This window comes from Wolbachia endosymbiont (group A) of Nomada flava (genome assembly GCF_964027055.1).
Lineage (GTDB): Bacteria > Pseudomonadota > Alphaproteobacteria > Rickettsiales > Anaplasmataceae > Wolbachia > Wolbachia pipientis.
Genome location: NZ_OZ034725.1, coordinates 1,088,182 through 1,104,573, shown reverse-complemented (window position 1 = coordinate 1,104,573; position 16,392 = coordinate 1,088,182). Strand labels below are relative to the sequence as shown.

Sequence of the window (16,392 nt, the reverse complement as noted above, 5' to 3'; positions counted from 1 at the left end):
GTACTCAATTCGACTGATCGTATGCCACTACGCTCTCTTCCTCACCAGAGTGTAAATGACAACCATTATCCATCAACCATTCCTCGTCATAAGTTTCAATATCAAAATATTTTTCATATTTATCCACATTATCACAAAGTGAAAGTGCTCTGATCTTATTCATAATCAAACCTGTACCAGCAGGAATTAATCTTCCTACTATAACATTTTCTTTTAATCCACTTAAAGGATCACTCTTCCCGCAGAATGCTGCTTCTGTAAGTACTTTTGTTGTCTCTTGGAAAGAGGCAGCAGAAATAAAGGAGCTAGTTTCAAGACTTGCCCTAGTAATCCCCTGCAGAATAGGAAGATAATGAGTAGGCCGTTTGCCAGAGTTACTCATAGCATCATTTTCCCTATCAACTTCCAGCTTGTCAATGCTTTCGCCAACCAAGTACATAGTATCACCAGGATCAGTAATTTCCACTTTTTGTAGCATTTGTTTTAAGATCACCTCTAAATGCTTATTGTCTATACGAACACCCTGCAATCTATAAACTTGCTGTATTTCAGAAATCATATAGTGCGCTAAAGCTTCTAACCCAAGCACACGTAAAATATCATGGAGATCAGGGTCACCATCCATCAATAGATCACCTTTACGTACAAAATCACCTTCATTGACTATTACATGCTTACTTCTTGATACCAAATATTCAACTGGAGAAATTTGTTCATCTACAGGTTTAATTAATATACTGCGTTTTCCTCTACGGTCTTTTTCAGAAAACGCTACATAGCCATCTATCTCACTAACAATAGCATGCTCTTTAGGACGACGTGCTTCAAATAACTCTATAACCCTCGGTAAACCACCAGTAATATCACGAGTTTTAACTGACTCTCTTGGTGTTCTTGTAATAACATCACCTGCATGAACCTTCTGGCCATTTTGTACATTGAGCACTGCACCAATTGGTATAAAATAACATGCTTCAACGCCACTTGCGAGTGTCATTACTTCACCATTATCGTCAAGCAGCACAATACGAGGACGTAAACTAGCTCCACCAGAATGCAATTTCCAGTCTTTTACTACTTTGCTTGATATTCCTGTAGATTCATCCATCACTTCAGTAATCGAAATTCCATCTTTTAAGTCCTGATAAGACACTGTACCAGTCTTCTCCGTGATAATAGGCAATGTATAAGGATCCCATTCCGCAACTTTATCGCCAATTTTTACTGACCCACTCTCATCTACATAAAACTTAGCGCCGTAAGGTACACTGTGCTTCAACTTCTCACTACCAAGGCTATCAATCAACACGACTTCACAGGAACGGCTTATCACAATTTTATTTCCGTTTCTATCTATAATTATATTACTATTGTTTAACTTTATTTTAGCATTAATAGAAGCTATAATATTCGAGGATTCAACGCCTCTAGTCATTACTCCACCTATATGAAAAGTACGCATCGTTAACTGAGTACCTGGCTCTCCAACAGATTGAGCAGCTATAACACCAACTGCTTCACCTATTGAAACAATTTTACCAGTTGCAAGGTCTCTTCCATAACATAAAGAACATACATCAGGACTTATTTCACAAGTTAAAGGCGATCTAATTTTTACAACATCAAGACCTGCAATGCTGATTTGCTTTACTTTATCCTCATCAATTAATTCCCCTGCTTTTACTAATAATTCTTTTGTCACTGGGTTATATATATCATTTGCAGCTGTTCTACCCAGCACAACACTCTCTAGAGATGCAACTATAGTACTTCCTTCAACTGTAGCTCTCACAACAAGACCATTTTTTGTTTTACAGTCATGCTTTGTAACTATGCAATTTTGAGATACATCAACTAAACGACGAGTTAAGTATCCAGAGTTTGCAGTTTTAAGTGCAGTGTCAGCTAAACCTTTACGCGCACCGTGAGTAGAATTAAAGTATTCAAATACGTTCAATCCTTCACGGAAATTAGAAATTATAGGTGTTTCTATAATCTCACCAGAAGGTTTGGTCATGAGCCCTCGCATTCCTGCTAGCTGTTTCATCTGTGAAGTAGAACCCCTTGCACCAGAGTTAACCATCATATACACTGAGTTGTACTTACTATTTCCATCATATATAGATATTGCTTTTAACATATCATTAGCTATCATATCCGTACACTTAGACCATTCATCTATAACCTTGTTATACCTCTCACTTCTAGTTATTAGCCCATCTTGATATTGCATAGAGAATTTCTTAATTTCACCCCTCGCGTGATCAACATGTGTAGCTTTAGTTTCAGGTATAACCATATCACAACGACCAAAAGAGACACCAGAAAATGTGGCATACTCAAAGCCAAGTACCATTAATTTATCAGAAAATGCCACTGTAGCACTTTGACCACAGTTACGATATACCAAATCAACTATACCAGTTATTTCCTTGACTGTTAATATCTGATTTATTAGATCGAAGCCTAGATTCTCATGCTTAGGAAAAATTTGCCATAATATTAAACGGCCAGGAGTTGTACAAACAGTTTTATAGTGAGTTTCACCGCTGCTATTAATATACTCCATCCTATACTTTATACTAGAATGAATATGTAAAGTACCATCACTCAAGGAATGCTCAACTTCACAAAAAGCACCAAAAGATGGTAAATTATCTTCCTTAGGTTCTTGTAAAGTCAGATAATATATACCAAGTACTATATCTTTACTAGGAACTATAATCGGTCTGCCATTAGAAGGACTTAAAACGTTATTAGTGGACATCATCAACACCCTAGCTTCAAGCTGAGCTTCCAATGAAATTGGCACATGCACTGCCATTTGATCACCATCAAAATCAGCATTAAACGCCGTACAGACAAGCGGATGAAGCTGTATTGCTTTGCCTTCAATAAGGATTGGCTCAAAAGCCTGAATACCAAGTCTATGTAGCGTAGGCGCTCTATTCAACAAAACAGGATGCTCTTTTATTACCTCTTCAAGCATATCCCAAACTTCTGGTTTTTCTGCTCTTATCAACTTACTAGCAAACTTAATAGTTGGAGCCATACCATACATCTTAAGCTTTGAGTAAACAAAAGGTTTGAATAGTTCAAGAGCCATTCTTTTTGGTAATCCACACTGATTTAGTTTCAAAGTTGGACCAACAACTATTACAGAACGTCCAGAGTAGTCTACCCTTTTTCCTAAGAGGTTCTGGCGAAAACGACCCTGTTTTCCTTTTAACATATCACTAATGGACTTTTTATATCCAACAGCACCAGCTTTATTTACCAAAGTATTACGACGACCATTATCAAAAAGAGAATCAACTGCTTCTTGTAACATCCTTTTTTCATTACGAATCATAATCTCAGGAGGATTTAAGCTCAACAATTTCCTCAACCTGTTATTTCTATTAATAATAGTCCTATAATGATGATTCAGATCAGAAACTGCAGGACGACCACTCTCAAGCGATACCAAAGGACGCAAATCAGGTGGTAAAATAGGTATAGTTGTAAGTATCATCCACTCAGGCCTATTTCCAGATTTAATGAAGTTTTCAACAATACGCAATCTCTTTATAATTTTCTTTCTTCTTATCTCAGAAGCAACAGATTCTAATTCTAGTCTTAAATCCTTCCTAATTTCATGTAAATCAAGGCGCGTTAGCAACTCTCTTATAGCTTCAACACCTTGCATAGCTACAAAACTATCGATCCCATAGCTATCTTTAGCTTCATTATAAGCTTTTTCACTAATAATCTCACCTTTTTCAAAAGGCGAAACAAGAGGATCTATTACGATATAATTATCGCTATATAAAATATTCTCAATATCTCTGAGAGACATATCCAATAATGCTCCAATTCTTGAAGGAAGCGATTTCAAAAACCATATATGAGCAACAGGAGATGCAAGCTCTATATGACCCATCCTTTCTCTTCTTACTTTAGAAGATGTAACTTCTACTCCGCATTTTTCGCATATACGACCTCTGTGTCTTCTTTTTTTGTATTTTCCACATAAACATTCATCGTCATTGACAGGGCCAAAAACCTTAGGGCAAAATAATCCACCTTTCTCAACTTTGAACGTACGATAATTTGCAGTTGAAACATCTTCTATCTCACCACAAGATATACGCTTAATACTTTCAGGGCTAGCAATCGATATGCTAACCTCATTAAAAGGTTGTGCAATGTTAGTGTGAGATATATCTTCAATCACTACATCATTTTGCTTTAAATCTACATTTAAACATAAAGAACGTAGTTCTTTTATCATCACATTAAAGGATTCAGGAATTCCACATTCAAAATTACTGTCACCTTTTATTATCGATTCATAAATCTTAACTCTACCATTAATATCATCAGACTTCACAGTTAACATTTCCTGCAAAGTATAAGCAGCACCATAGGCTTGTAATGCCCAACATTCCATTTCACCAAAACGCTGACCACCAAAATGAGATTTTCCTCCAAGAGGTTGTTGAGTAACCAAACTATAAGGCCCTACTGAACGCGCATGAATTTTACCATCAACCAAGTGGTGCAACTTAAGCATGTACATATAACCAACTGTAACCTTGCGGTCGAATTTTTCACCACTGCAACCGTCATATAATACAGCTTGTCCAGAGTTATCTAAACCAGCAAGTTCAAATAATTTTGCTATTTGTTCATCTTTTGGACCCTCAAATACAGGTGCAGCAACAGGAACGCCATCACGTAATTTGCGTGCAAATTCAATGAGATTATTATCACTAATATTACGAATATCATTACAGATAGATACGTTACTGCCATAGCTATAAACCTCAATCAGGAAGTTACGTAAATTGCTGTATGAACTTTTACAAGAGTTCAAATAGTTCTCTACTAACTCATTCAACTCGTCATTTAGTGCATTCTTATTAGGTGTATTTAAAACAGAAGCCGTTATTTCATCATCATCAATATTTTCAATTTTTTTATTATCAAGGTATGCTACTGCAAATTGTGTAAAATTATCATCGTTAAGGGACCTAATTCCCTTGCAAAAAGCACTTTTGATCTTATTGATCCCATCGAGAATATTACTTACCTTTTCCCCTAATTTTCTACAAGCCCAACCTACATGCGTTTCCAGTATTTGCCCTACATTCATTCGTGAAGGAACACCAAGAGGGTTAAGAATAATATCAACAGGAGTACCATCTTCCAAATAAGGCATATCTTCCACTGGCACAACTCGAGAAATCACACCTTTATTCCCATGTCTACCAGCCATTTTATCCCCTGGCTGCAGACTATGTTTCACAGCAATGAAAACTTTTACTGACATCGACACACCTTGAGGCAGGTCATAACCTTCATGTAATTTTTCTACTTTTCGCTTAAACTGTGCTATTGCATGTGATACTTTTTCATCAAAATCTTTTTTTAAGCTCTTAACTTGCTCAGAAATGGATTGGTTTTTTAATCCTATACCCCACCATTGCTCACGTTCAATAGAGTCAAATTTTTCTCGATCTTGAGAACCAGAATTAATAAGAAGTTTCTTCAGTTCATCATAGAAATATTCACTAGTAACATTGATTATATAATCTCGCTCTTCCTCAAAGTCATTTATCTCTTTTTGTTTGATGAGTAATGCCCTTTCATTTTCTTCAACCCCCCTGCGTGTAAAGACTTGTACATCAATTACTGTCCCTTCAACATCTGGAGATGTATATAAAGAGGAATCCGCACAATCGAATGACTTTTCACCAAAAATTGTCATTAATAACTTCGTTTCAGGAGGCAATGAAAGAGAAGGTTTAGGTGTAACTTTACCTACCAGAATATAGCCTGGACCAACTCTTGTACCAATTTTCACTATACCACTATCATCCAAGTGATATAGATTTTCTTCATTAACACCAGGTATAGCACGAGTTATTTTTTCTGATCCTAAAGGGGTATCATGTACAACACAGTCAAATTCTTCTATATGAATAGAAGTAAAGAGATCTTTTTTAACAACTTCACTAGAAATAATAATAGAGTCTTCAAAATTATAACCTTGCCAAGACATAAAAGCGACTAGCAAATTTTTACCAAGCGCCAACTCACCACTGTTAATTGCAGGACCATCAGCTATTACATCACCCTTTTTAACATAATCACCTACGCACACTAGCGGTCTTTGATTAATACAAGTATTATGGTTAGAACGCTGAAATTTCCTTAGATGATAAATATCTACGTCCAAGTAGTTAACCCTTTCTTTATCAAAAGCACGTATAACTATAGAGTTACTATCAGAACTATCAACTATGCCATCGCGTTTTGCTAAAACTACAGCACCAGAGCCAGAAGCTACAAAAGACTCCATACCAGTAGCAACCAGAGGAGCGGTAGGCTTCAATAAAGGTACGGCCTGACGTTGCATATTTGAACCCATTAATGCTCTATTAGCATCATCATTTTCTAAAAATGGAATCAAGGAAGCTGCAACTGATATTACCTGCTTAGGAGATACGTCAATGTAACTAACTTGGTCGCTACTTACCATGACGAAGCTACCAGCATATCTACAGTATAGCATGTCATCAACAAAGCAATTATTTTCATCAAGCTTTACGCTAGTGTCAGCTATATGATGTGAGCCTTCGTCTATAGCAGAAAGATACTCAATTTGATCAGTAACAACCCTATTGACTACTTTTCTATAAGGGCTTTCAATGAAACCATATTTATTAATACGCGCGTATATAGCTAAGCTGTTGATTAACCCTATATTTTGCCCTTCAGGAGTCTCAATAGGGCAAATTCTTCCATAATGAGTTGGATGAACATCACGTACCTCAAATCCTGCCCGTTCTCTTGTTAAACCGCCAGGACCTAACGCGGATAACCTTCTTTTATGTGTTATTTCAGATAACGGATTAGTCTGATCCATAAATTGCGATAATTGAGAAGAATTGAAGAAATCTCTTAAGACATTAGTTAACACTTTTGGATTAATAAAATCAGATGGAGAAACTTTATCTAAACTAGAAGTGGACATAGAATCAACTATTGCGCGTTCCAATTTCAACAACCCAGTTCTAAATTGATTTTCTATAAACTCTCCAACTGATCTTACTCTTCTGTTTCCTAAATGATCAATATCATCTACAGAGCCTTGACCGTCACGTAACAATACTATTTTTTTCACAATTTCAATAATATCTTCATGCGTTAAAACAGTTAAATCCTCATCATAATTTAATCCAAGGTAAGAGTTAAGCTTCAACCTACCAATGTTAGACAAATCATAATATTCCGGACTGAAGAAAAGATTACGGAAAAACTCTTCTACTATCTCTAAAACAGGAACTTCACCAGGACGCAAAACTCTATATATTTCATATAGTGCATCCTGATAAGACATGTTTTCATCTAAGAAAAGCGTATTTAATATATAAGGTCCAACAAACAAATTATCTATGTTCAACACTGATATTTCATCTACAGATAATAACTCAAGCTTCTTTATGTCTTCCAGCTTTATAGATTCACCAGCAGATAAAATTTTCGTAGAGCTAGCACTATCCATTAAATCTTCTGCGAGGAATAAACCACATATAGAATTAAAAGGAACCAGATACTCTTTCAATTCATTATCATATAGCTTTTTAGCTAGTCTTGAGGTAATACGAACGTTAGCTTTAAGCAGCACATTACCTTCAATATCCATTAAGTCGAAAGGTAGCCTCACTCCTTTAAATTTATCAGGAACAAAAGGCACTTTCCAACCATCTTTATGTTTTACATACTTTATTTTCTCATAAAATCTATCGAGTATATCATTATTTGATAGACCCAACGCCTTTAATAAAACTGAAATTGGCAATTTTCTTTTTCTATCAACACGAAAATACAAATGGTCTTTAACATCAAATTCAATATCAAGCCAAGAACCCCTATAAGGAATAATTCTAGCAGAATAGATCAATTTACCAGAATTGTAAGTTTTTCCCTTATCGCTATCAAAAAATACACCAGGAGACCTATGCATTTGTGAGACGATAACTTTTTCCACACCATTAATGATGAAAGTGCCCTTATCAGTCATCATAGGCAACCCACAAAAGTGGACTTTCTGCTCTTCTATAGATTTTACAACGGTTGCAAGTTTAGAATGATCTCCACTCTCTTTAATCGATTTATATTCATCAAGAGAAATACCATCCTGCATAACAACAAGACGTATAGAAGCAATAACCTGAGCAGAAAAAGTTACACCACGCTTTATACACTCAGATTCATCATACTTAGGATCATCTACCCTACAACTTATAAACTCAATAGTAGCCCTACGCAAAGGATCATTTATTGGAAAGATTGTATGAAAGATAACTTCAAGTCTTTCATTACCCTTATTCTTAGGAGTAAAAGAATCATATGATTCTTTTTGAACCTTAACCAAATCCAATAAAGAATCTTTTAAATCAATCGACCTAGAATAAGAAACTCTAGGAACAAAAGCACCAGAAGCGTACATATAAGAAGAATCAACCATTAAAATACCCCAAACTAATTAAAAGAGCTATATCAATATAAAATTAATACATTAAATATTATTCAAGCTCCACTTTAGTTGCTCCTGCTTCAATAAGTTTTTGCTTGATTTTTTCTGCTTCGTCTTTAGGAACATTAGCAGTCAAATCTTTAGGTAAAGATTCAACCAACTCTTTTGCTTCTTTTAAACCCAATATAGAATTAACCTCTCTCACAGCTTTAATAACTCCTATTTTTTTACTCGCATCAATTTCTTTAATCACAACTTTATACTCAGCTTTTTCTTGAGCAGCAGGAGCAGCAGCATTATCACCAATAGGTGCCCCAGCACCAACAGCTCCACCAAGAAAAGAACCAGCAGGCAACCCTATTTTCTCTTCTAAAACTTTTACAAGTTCAGAAGCCTCTAATAGGTTTAAAGATAATATTTTATCAACCAAATCACTTGTTACATTACTCATAATTACCACCTTACTTAACAACAAATTTATTTTTTAGAACTATAATAATCCAAAACTCTCATAAGCCTCATAGAAGATGAATTAATAGACAACGCTAACCGAGCAGGAATATCATAAGATATTAAACGCATAATTTTAACACGCAATTCATCCAGAGAAGGCAACTTAGCCAGTTTATTAACATCTTCCACTGTTAACAATTCATTTAAATGAGCTGCGCAAATCACAGACATTTTTTCTTTGTTAGCATTAGTAAAATCAACTATTAATTTTGCAGCTTCTACTATGCCACTAGAGTATATAATAGCAACAGGACCGGAAAATTTGCCTGATAAATAAGAGAATTTACCAGTCCTTTCCAAAGCCAAACGCGCTAGAGTGTTTTTAACTACTAATACCCCACCTGCTATAGACTTCAGACTATTCCTCAGAGTTAATGAATCATTAGCATTTATAGATTTAAAATTTACTAATATCAAGAAATCATTATTTACAAATACGTTTATTGTGCTCTGTATAAATTCATCCTTATCTTTACGCTTCACGGTATCACTCCCTTAAATTATATCTTCCACTTTGCCTATCTTATAAGCTTTACCCATAGTTGAATTTAAAAAAACACCCTTAAAGTAAATTCCTTTCGCAGAAATAGGTTTATTATCTTTAATTACTTTAAGAAAGGCTTTTAAATTTTCTAGCAAGTCATCAATATCAAATTTAATATTTCCTAATTTACCATGAATAACACCATTTTTATCTGTTCTAAATTTTACCTGACCAGACTTAATGGTTTTAATAGCTTCTGCAATGTTAGAAGTCACAGTACCAAATTTAGGGTTAGGCATCAGCCCTTTAGCACCCAATACTTTTGCAATAGGAGTGATTTTTGCCATAAAATCAGGAGTAGTAATGCACCAATCAACATCTAACTTTCTACCTTTTTTTATTTCTTCAACTAAATCCTCTCCTCCTGCAATATCAGCACCAGCTTTTTCAGCTTCTAATAAATGTTTATCTTGAGCAAAAACAGCTACTTTAATATTCTTCCCGATACCTTTAGGCAAAACTACTGTACCACGCACCTGCTCTTCAGATTTACGTGAATCTACGCCTAAATTGACCGCAATATCAACTGATTCATTAAATTTTGCTGAAGCAGACTCAACAATCTTCTTCAAACACTGCTTAGGATTATCATTATATGTATTCATTTACCTAACCTTCCACAACTTCTATACCCATAGATTTTGCAGTGCCTACAACCATTTTCACTGCTGAATCTTCATTATCCACTTTCATATCAACCATCTTGCACTTTGCTACTTTAATTATAGCAGACATAGGTAATTTAGCCACTAATTCTTTACCAGGATTACCAGAACTTTTACTTAATTTAGCCTCCTGCTTAAGTAAATAAGCCACAGGCGGACCGCTGACAGTAAAATCATGAGAGCGATCATCCTTTATGGAAATTCGCACTGTTACTAAATCGCCTACTTTATAATTAGCGTTAGCAGCACTAGTAACTTTATTAAAAGCTTCACAAAACTTAGGAACAGGTATACCACGTGGACCAAGTACTGAAGCAATTTTCGGTCCTGGAACTGCTTTCCCAGCTTCCATAAGTAAGTTAATCTTAGCAACTATAACACTCATAATTAATCCTCTATTTTCTCTACTTGAGCCAGATCAAGCTCTATTATTGTCGGCTTACCTAAAATCGATACTTCCACATTAATAATTTTTTTCTCATCGTTTACCATATTTACCTTACCAGTAAAATTTTGAAAAAGACCATCATTAATTTTCACTTTTTCACCTTTTTCATAACCATAACCTAACTTCTTTGTCTCTTGAGCATTATAAAGTGCATTACACATTGAGTGAATCTCATCATCCAAAATCACCTTTGGAATATTACCGTTTTTCAAAAATCCATAAACCTTAAGAGATTTTGGTATATTATTGATAAAATTCAATACTTCATCGCATAAATTCACGTATAAAAAGACATAACCAGGAAAGCATTTCCTTCGTGTAGCAATTTTCTTAGATTTCAACTCTACTTCACTTAGCTCTTCATATGGAATAAAAACTTCCTTAAAGTAATCATTAACACCCAATCTCATAGAATTTTCCAATATATGTTGGCGCACTTTCTCTTCACAATTAGAAGCAACTCTCAAGATATACCATTTATACCTATTAAATTCCTTACACTTTAAACTTATCTCATCATCTAAAATCATCTCAAAATTACCAGATTCGCCACTGCAGAATCCAGGCGTTTGATTCAAAATATTTTTGCTTTCATCACACAGATGCATATATACATACACTTCACATAATTCTTTTATATCAGACTTTGAATTACATACCGTTTGATAAGGAATAAACACTTCCTTAAAATAAACAGCATTACTTACCAATTCGCGTATACCTTGCTCATATCCATAATCAACTTTAATGATATACCATTTATATTCACATTCCATAAATAATTCCAAATAAAGCCTTAATTACGTAAAGAGACATAAAATCCACAAAACAGAAGAAAATCGAAAAGCATAATATAACAATCATTACAACAAATAGAGATGACAACACCTCCTGTTTCTTTACCCAAGCAATTCTTCGTATTTCTTGCTTTATATCACAGAAAAAACCACACAAACTTTTTAACATTTCCACCACAACATTAATGCAGGAGCGATAGGAATTGAACCTACAACCTCTGGTTTTGGAGACCAGCGCTCTACCAATTGAGCTACACTCCTATAACTCAAACTCTCACTCCAAAATTTCAGAAACAACACCAGAACCAACAGTTCTACCGCCTTCTCTTATCGCAAAACGCAATCCCTTATCCATTGCTATCGGTACTTGCAATTCTACTTCTACACTCACATTATCTCCTGGCATTACCATCTCCTTCCCATCTAGTAATTTTATGCTCCCAGTTACATCCGTTGTCCTTAAATAAAACTGTGGCTGGTAATTCGCAAAAAATGGTGTATGCCTTCCTCCTTCCTCTTTCTTTAATATATAAACCTCCGCCTTAAACTTTCTATGCGGCGTTATCGTCCCCGGTTTTGCTAATACTTGCCCTCTCTCCACTTCTTCTCTTTTTGTTCCTCTTAACAATATTCCTACATTGAGTCCTGCACTTCCCTTATCCAGCAACTTCTTAAACATCTCAACCCCTGTGCATATCGTCTTTTGCGTCGCTTGCAGACCTATTATCTCTATCTCTTCTCCCGTCTTTATCTCTCCCTTCTCTATTCTTCCTGTTACCACTGTTCCTCGCCCCGATATCGAAAATACATCTTCGATTGGCAATAAAAATGGTAAATCCACAGGCCTTGGTGGAACCGCCACATATTCATCTAACTTTTCCATCAATTTGTCTATTGATTTTTTTCCATATTCGCTGCTGTCATCCTCCAGCGCCTTGAGTGCTGAACCAACCACAACAGGCACTTCATCCCCTGGAAATCCGTATTTATTCAGCAATTCCCTCACTTCCATTTCCACTAAATCTATCATATCAGCATCAGCAACATCAGCTTTATTTATATACACCACGATATATCCAACACCCACCTGCTTCGCCAGCAATATATGCTCTCTCGTTTGTGGCATTGGCCCATCAACCCCTGACACTACCAATATCGCCGCATCCATCTGTGCTGCACCTACTATCATGTTCTTTACATAGTCAGCATGTCCAGGACAATCAACGTGTGCATAATGCCTTTTTTCCGTCTGATACTCAACATGCGCTGTTGCTATCGTTATCCCCCTCTTCCTTTCTTCTGGCGCTTTATCTATCTGATCGTACGCTACAAAATTTCCATAATGCTTCGTTATCGCCGCTGTCAACGTTGTCTTCCCATGATCCACATGTCCTATTGTTCCCACATTTACATGCGGCTTTCCAAATGCTTCCACTACTGCTGTCATAATTATTACCCTTAATTATACTCTAACTTTAACTCATCAACCACATATTGTGGCACTTGCTCATAACAAGAAAAATGCATACTATACTGCGCCCTTCCCTGAGACATAGAACGCAAAACGTTGATATAACCAAACATATTTGCAAGAGGTACCGAAGCAGTAATTATTTTACTATTATTACCTAAATCGAGCATATCAGCAACATTTCCTCTTCTACTATTTATATCACCCATAACATCACCCATATATTCTTCAGGAGTAATGATTTCAACTTTCATTATAGGCTCCAGCATTTTTGGACCAGCTTTATTTGCCATCTCTTTAAAAGCACCTTTAGCAGCAAGTTCAAAAGCTAAAGGACTAGAATCAACCTCATGAAAAGCACCATCAAGAAGGGTAGCCTTAAAATCAATCAACGGAAATCCCGAAATTATACCACCTTCTTTTATCAACTCCAAGCCATTTTCTACCCCAGGAATATACTCTTTTGGAATAGCACCACCTACAATTTTACTTTCAAATTGAAACCCAGAACCAGGCTCAAGAGGTTCAAATTTTATTTTAACCTTAGCAAACTGACCAGCTCCACCAGATTGTTTTTTATGAGTGTAATCAATTTCAACAGATTTAGTGATAGTTTCACGATATGCAACCTGAGGAGCACCGACGTTAGCCTCAACGTTAAATTCGCGCTTCATTCTATCAACAATAATCTCAAGATGGAGCTCACCCATGCCTTTCAATATAGTCTGGCTACTTTCCGCATTTACTGACATTCTCAAAGAAGGATCTTCTGCAACCAACCTATTTAGAGCAATACCTAATTTTTCCTGATCTGAAGTGGTTTTAGGTTCCACAGCAATTTCAATAACAGGCTCAGGAAATTCCATACGCTCCAATAATATAGGAAAATCAACAGAACATAAAGTATCTCCGGTGGTTGTTTTCTTTAGCCCAACTAAAGCAACTATATCTCCAGCCCTAGCCTCAGTTATATCTTCTCGGTTATTTGCATGCATAAGTAACATTCTGCCAATCCCTTCAGTTTCGTTTTTTAACGCATTTGAAACGGTAGATTTAGACTTTAATTTACCAGAATAAATACGGATAAACGTCAAGCTGCCTACAAATTTATCCGTCATCACTTTAAATGCAAGAGCAACAAATTTCTCTTTTTCTGAAGGTTTGACCTCAATTTTCTTTTCTGAATCTTTAGGATCAATTCCAACAATTACATCAACATCAATAGGAGAAGGTAAAAAGTCAACCACACCATCTAAAAGTGGTTGTACGCCTTTATTTTTAAAAGCTGATCCACATAACACAGGAACAAATTTTCCTTTAATGGTCCCATTTCTCACGCATTTTTTCAGTAAATCCACTGGCAGATCATTAGACTCAAAGTAAGTATTCATCGCTTCATCATCCATCTCAGCTGCAGCATCTAATAAAAGATTTCGATATTCTTGAGCCTTATCAAGCAAATCAGAAGGAATATCTTCATAAGAAAATTTAGCGCCCAACGTTTCTTCTTGCCATATAATGGCTTTCATAGAAATAAGGTCAATTATACCTTTGAAATCTTTCTCACTCCCTATTGGTAAATGAATAACTAAAGGTGCTGCACCAAGCTTCGTCTTTATCATATCAACACATCGATAAAAATTTGCCCCTATTCTATCCATCTTATTAACAAAGCAGATACGAGGAACGCTATATTTATCAGCTTGACGCCACACTGTCTCAGATTGAGGTTCAACTCCAGCAACTCCATCAAATACAGCAACTGCACCATCCAAAACCCTTAAAGATCTCTCAACTTCAATAGTGAAATCAACGTGACCAGGAGTGTCTATTATATTGACCCTATGATCATTCCAAAAACATGTTGTTGCAGCAGATGTGATTGTAATACCACGCTCTTTTTCCTGCTCCATCCAATCCATAGAAGCTGCACCATCGTGCACTTCACCAATTCTATTTTGCTTACCAGTATAAAATAAAATACGCTCTGTTGTGGTAGTCTTACCAGCATCTATGTGAGCCATTATCCCTATATTTCTGTATTTAGATATTCCAATTTCCATATCACAATTAATTAGCTAACATTAAAAACGAAGATGAGAAAATGCCTTATTAGCTTCAGCCATTTTATATTTTTCTTCGCACATCTTAAACGCACCACCGCGTTTATTATAAGCATCCAATATTTCAGATTGCAAACAATCAACAGTGGTTTTTCCACTCTTTTTTCGAGCAGCAGAAGTTGCTTTAGCAATCCACCTTAACGCTAAAGAAACCGCTCTATCTTGTCGAACTTCAACAGGTACTTGATAAGTTGCACCACCAATGCGTCGAGAACGCACTTCTATAGAAGGAGTAACATTTCCTACTGCTGTCTCAAAAATTGATAACCCACCTTCGCCTATTTTCTTTTCAGCTAAAGACAAAGCGTCATAGATAATCTTTTCTGCAGTAGATTTTTTACCACATTTCATGATTGTATTAATGAAACGCATCAGCAAAACACTGCCGTAACGCGAATCAGGACTTATTTCTCTTTTTTTTGCTTTATTCCGACGAGCCATAAACTTTAACCAGATTTCTTTACACCATATTTTGAACGAGCTTTCTTTCGATTTTGCACACCACGCAGATCAAGGGCACCTCTTATTATGTGATAACGCACACCTGGCAAATCTTTAACCCGCCCACCACGTATCAAAACAACAGAGTGTTCTTGTAAATTATGACCTTCACCAGGTATATAAGCCGTCACTTCACCATACCCACTAATTTTTACTCTGGCTACTTTACGGAGTGCTGAGTTAGGCTTTCTAGGAGTTGTAGTATACACCTTAGTGCAAACACCTCTCCTTTGAGGGTTGCTTTCTCCCAAAGCTGGTACCTTTTTCTTATGGGTCAATCCTAATCTACCCTTACGTATTAATTGATTTATCGTAGGCATATGTTATAAACTCAAGCTCATTAAAATAACTAAGTTTTTAGTTATAAAATAATAAACCTCAATAGTCAATATAAAAATAAACATTACTACTCTAATAATTAAGCTCAACTGCCTTGAAAGCCATCAGTAGACTTCTTGCACTACCTCCCAAGCCACAACTGTCATTCAGTAGAAACGAAAAAACTTACTTGACACCCTTCGCCAGCCCCATTATCATGGTACTGAAGGTATTCATTTATCTTCAATCTGTGCAGATTAAATGACAACAGTATTACGTAATTGGCGTCTTATTTTTAATTTTTTGCACTATGCACACTTTACGTCTTCACAACATTTCTGGGTTTTTACCTATATAAGCTGAAACGCGCTTATAAAGCGTTTAAGACAGTATAGTACGCCAATTTGCAGGATTAGAGAGTGACAACTAGCTAATACGGGATATCTTTTGCCTTTTTTTCTGCTTGGTAAATTTCTTAAACATTT

The 16,392-nt window shown here is 35.9% G+C and carries 11 protein-coding genes and 1 tRNA gene; all 12 read right to left on the bottom strand.

Annotated elements, in window-relative coordinates; all coding sequences use genetic code 11:
- Positions 1 to 4 precede the first annotated feature (4 nt).
- Positions 5 to 8,518, bottom strand: coding sequence for a DNA-directed RNA polymerase subunit beta/beta' (locus tag AAGD70_RS05770; RefSeq protein ID WP_065095347.1), 8,514 nt, complete (start codon positions 8,516 to 8,518; stop codon positions 5 to 7).
- 58 nt (positions 8,519 to 8,576) lie between these two features.
- On the bottom strand, positions 8,577 to 8,978 hold the full coding sequence (gene rplL, locus AAGD70_RS05765) for a 50S ribosomal protein L7/L12 (RefSeq protein WP_065094733.1): 402 nt from the start codon (positions 8,976 to 8,978) through the stop codon (positions 8,577 to 8,579).
- 26 nt (positions 8,979 to 9,004) lie between these two features.
- Positions 9,005 to 9,523, bottom strand: coding sequence for a 50S ribosomal protein L10 (rplJ, locus tag AAGD70_RS05760; RefSeq protein ID WP_006279539.1), 519 nt, complete (start codon positions 9,521 to 9,523; stop codon positions 9,005 to 9,007).
- Positions 9,524 to 9,535: 12 nt separating this feature from the next.
- Positions 9,536 to 10,189 carry a 50S ribosomal protein L1 gene (gene rplA, locus AAGD70_RS05755; RefSeq protein WP_065094732.1) on the bottom strand — a complete coding sequence of 218 codons (654 nt, stop codon included), beginning with the start codon at positions 10,187 to 10,189 and terminating at the stop codon, positions 9,536 to 9,538.
- 4 nt (positions 10,190 to 10,193) lie between these two features.
- The gene (locus tag AAGD70_RS05750) at positions 10,194 to 10,634 is read right to left on the bottom strand and encodes a 50S ribosomal protein L11 (RefSeq protein ID WP_006279541.1); all 441 of its coding nucleotides are present in this window, start codon (positions 10,632 to 10,634) and stop codon (positions 10,194 to 10,196) included.
- 2 nt (positions 10,635 to 10,636) lie between these two features.
- Complete coding sequence (gene nusG, locus AAGD70_RS05745) at positions 10,637 to 11,473, bottom strand: transcription termination/antitermination protein NusG (RefSeq protein WP_065094731.1); 837 nt, start codon at positions 11,471 to 11,473, stop codon at positions 10,637 to 10,639.
- A complete protein-coding gene (gene secE, locus AAGD70_RS05740) occupies positions 11,463 to 11,672 on the bottom strand; it encodes a preprotein translocase subunit SecE (RefSeq protein ID WP_006279543.1) in 210 nt (69 codons plus the stop codon). Before secE ends, nusG begins: the two co-directional genes overlap by 11 nt.
- A gap of 10 nt (positions 11,673 to 11,682) precedes the next feature.
- Positions 11,683 to 11,755, bottom strand: a tRNA-Trp gene (locus AAGD70_RS05735).
- Positions 11,756 to 11,768: 13 nt separating this feature from the next.
- Positions 11,769 to 12,941: an elongation factor Tu gene (tuf, locus tag AAGD70_RS05730; RefSeq protein ID WP_341814072.1), complete on the bottom strand. Its 1,173-nt coding sequence runs from the start codon at positions 12,939 to 12,941 to the stop codon at positions 11,769 to 11,771.
- 11 nt (positions 12,942 to 12,952) lie between these two features.
- Entirely contained in the window at positions 12,953 to 15,028 is a 2,076-nt protein-coding gene (gene fusA, locus AAGD70_RS05725; protein ID WP_065094648.1) for an elongation factor G, read from the bottom strand.
- Positions 15,029 to 15,049: 21 nt separating this feature from the next.
- Positions 15,050 to 15,529, bottom strand: a complete 480-nt coding sequence (rpsG, locus tag AAGD70_RS05720) for a 30S ribosomal protein S7 (RefSeq protein ID WP_007549313.1) — start codon at positions 15,527 to 15,529, stop codon at positions 15,050 to 15,052.
- A 5-nt stretch (positions 15,530 to 15,534) separates the two neighbouring features.
- Positions 15,535 to 15,909: a 30S ribosomal protein S12 gene (gene rpsL, locus AAGD70_RS05715; RefSeq protein ID WP_006279787.1), complete on the bottom strand. Its 375-nt coding sequence runs from the start codon at positions 15,907 to 15,909 to the stop codon at positions 15,535 to 15,537.
- Between the last annotated feature and the right edge of the window lie 483 nt (positions 15,910 to 16,392).

Bases quoted from the DNA above. Each gene is read 5' to 3' on its own strand.
- AAGD70_RS05770 (WP_065095347.1), bottom strand. From the start codon at position 8,518: ATGGTTGATTCTTCTTATATGTACGCTTCTGGTGCTTTTGTTCCTAGA.
- rplL (WP_065094733.1), bottom strand. From the start codon at position 8,978: ATGAGTAATGTAACAAGTGATTTGGTTGATAAAATATTATCTTTAAAC.
- rplA (WP_065094732.1), bottom strand. From the start codon at position 10,189: ATGAATACATATAATGATAATCCTAAGCAGTGTTTGAAGAAGATTGTT.
- AAGD70_RS05750 (WP_006279541.1), bottom strand. From the start codon at position 10,634: ATGAGTGTTATAGTTGCTAAGATTAACTTACTTATGGAAGCTGGGAAA.
- nusG (WP_065094731.1), bottom strand. From the start codon at position 11,473: ATGGAATGTGAATATAAATGGTATATCATTAAAGTTGATTATGGATAT.
- tuf (WP_341814072.1), bottom strand. From the start codon at position 12,941: ATGACAGCAGTAGTGGAAGCATTTGGAAAGCCGCATGTAAATGTGGGA.
- fusA (WP_065094648.1), bottom strand. From the start codon at position 15,028: ATGGAAATTGGAATATCTAAATACAGAAATATAGGGATAATGGCTCAC.
- rpsG (WP_007549313.1), bottom strand. From the start codon at position 15,529: ATGGCTCGTCGGAATAAAGCAAAAAAAAGAGAAATAAGTCCTGATTCG.
- rpsL (WP_006279787.1), bottom strand. From the start codon at position 15,909: ATGCCTACGATAAATCAATTAATACGTAAGGGTAGATTAGGATTGACC.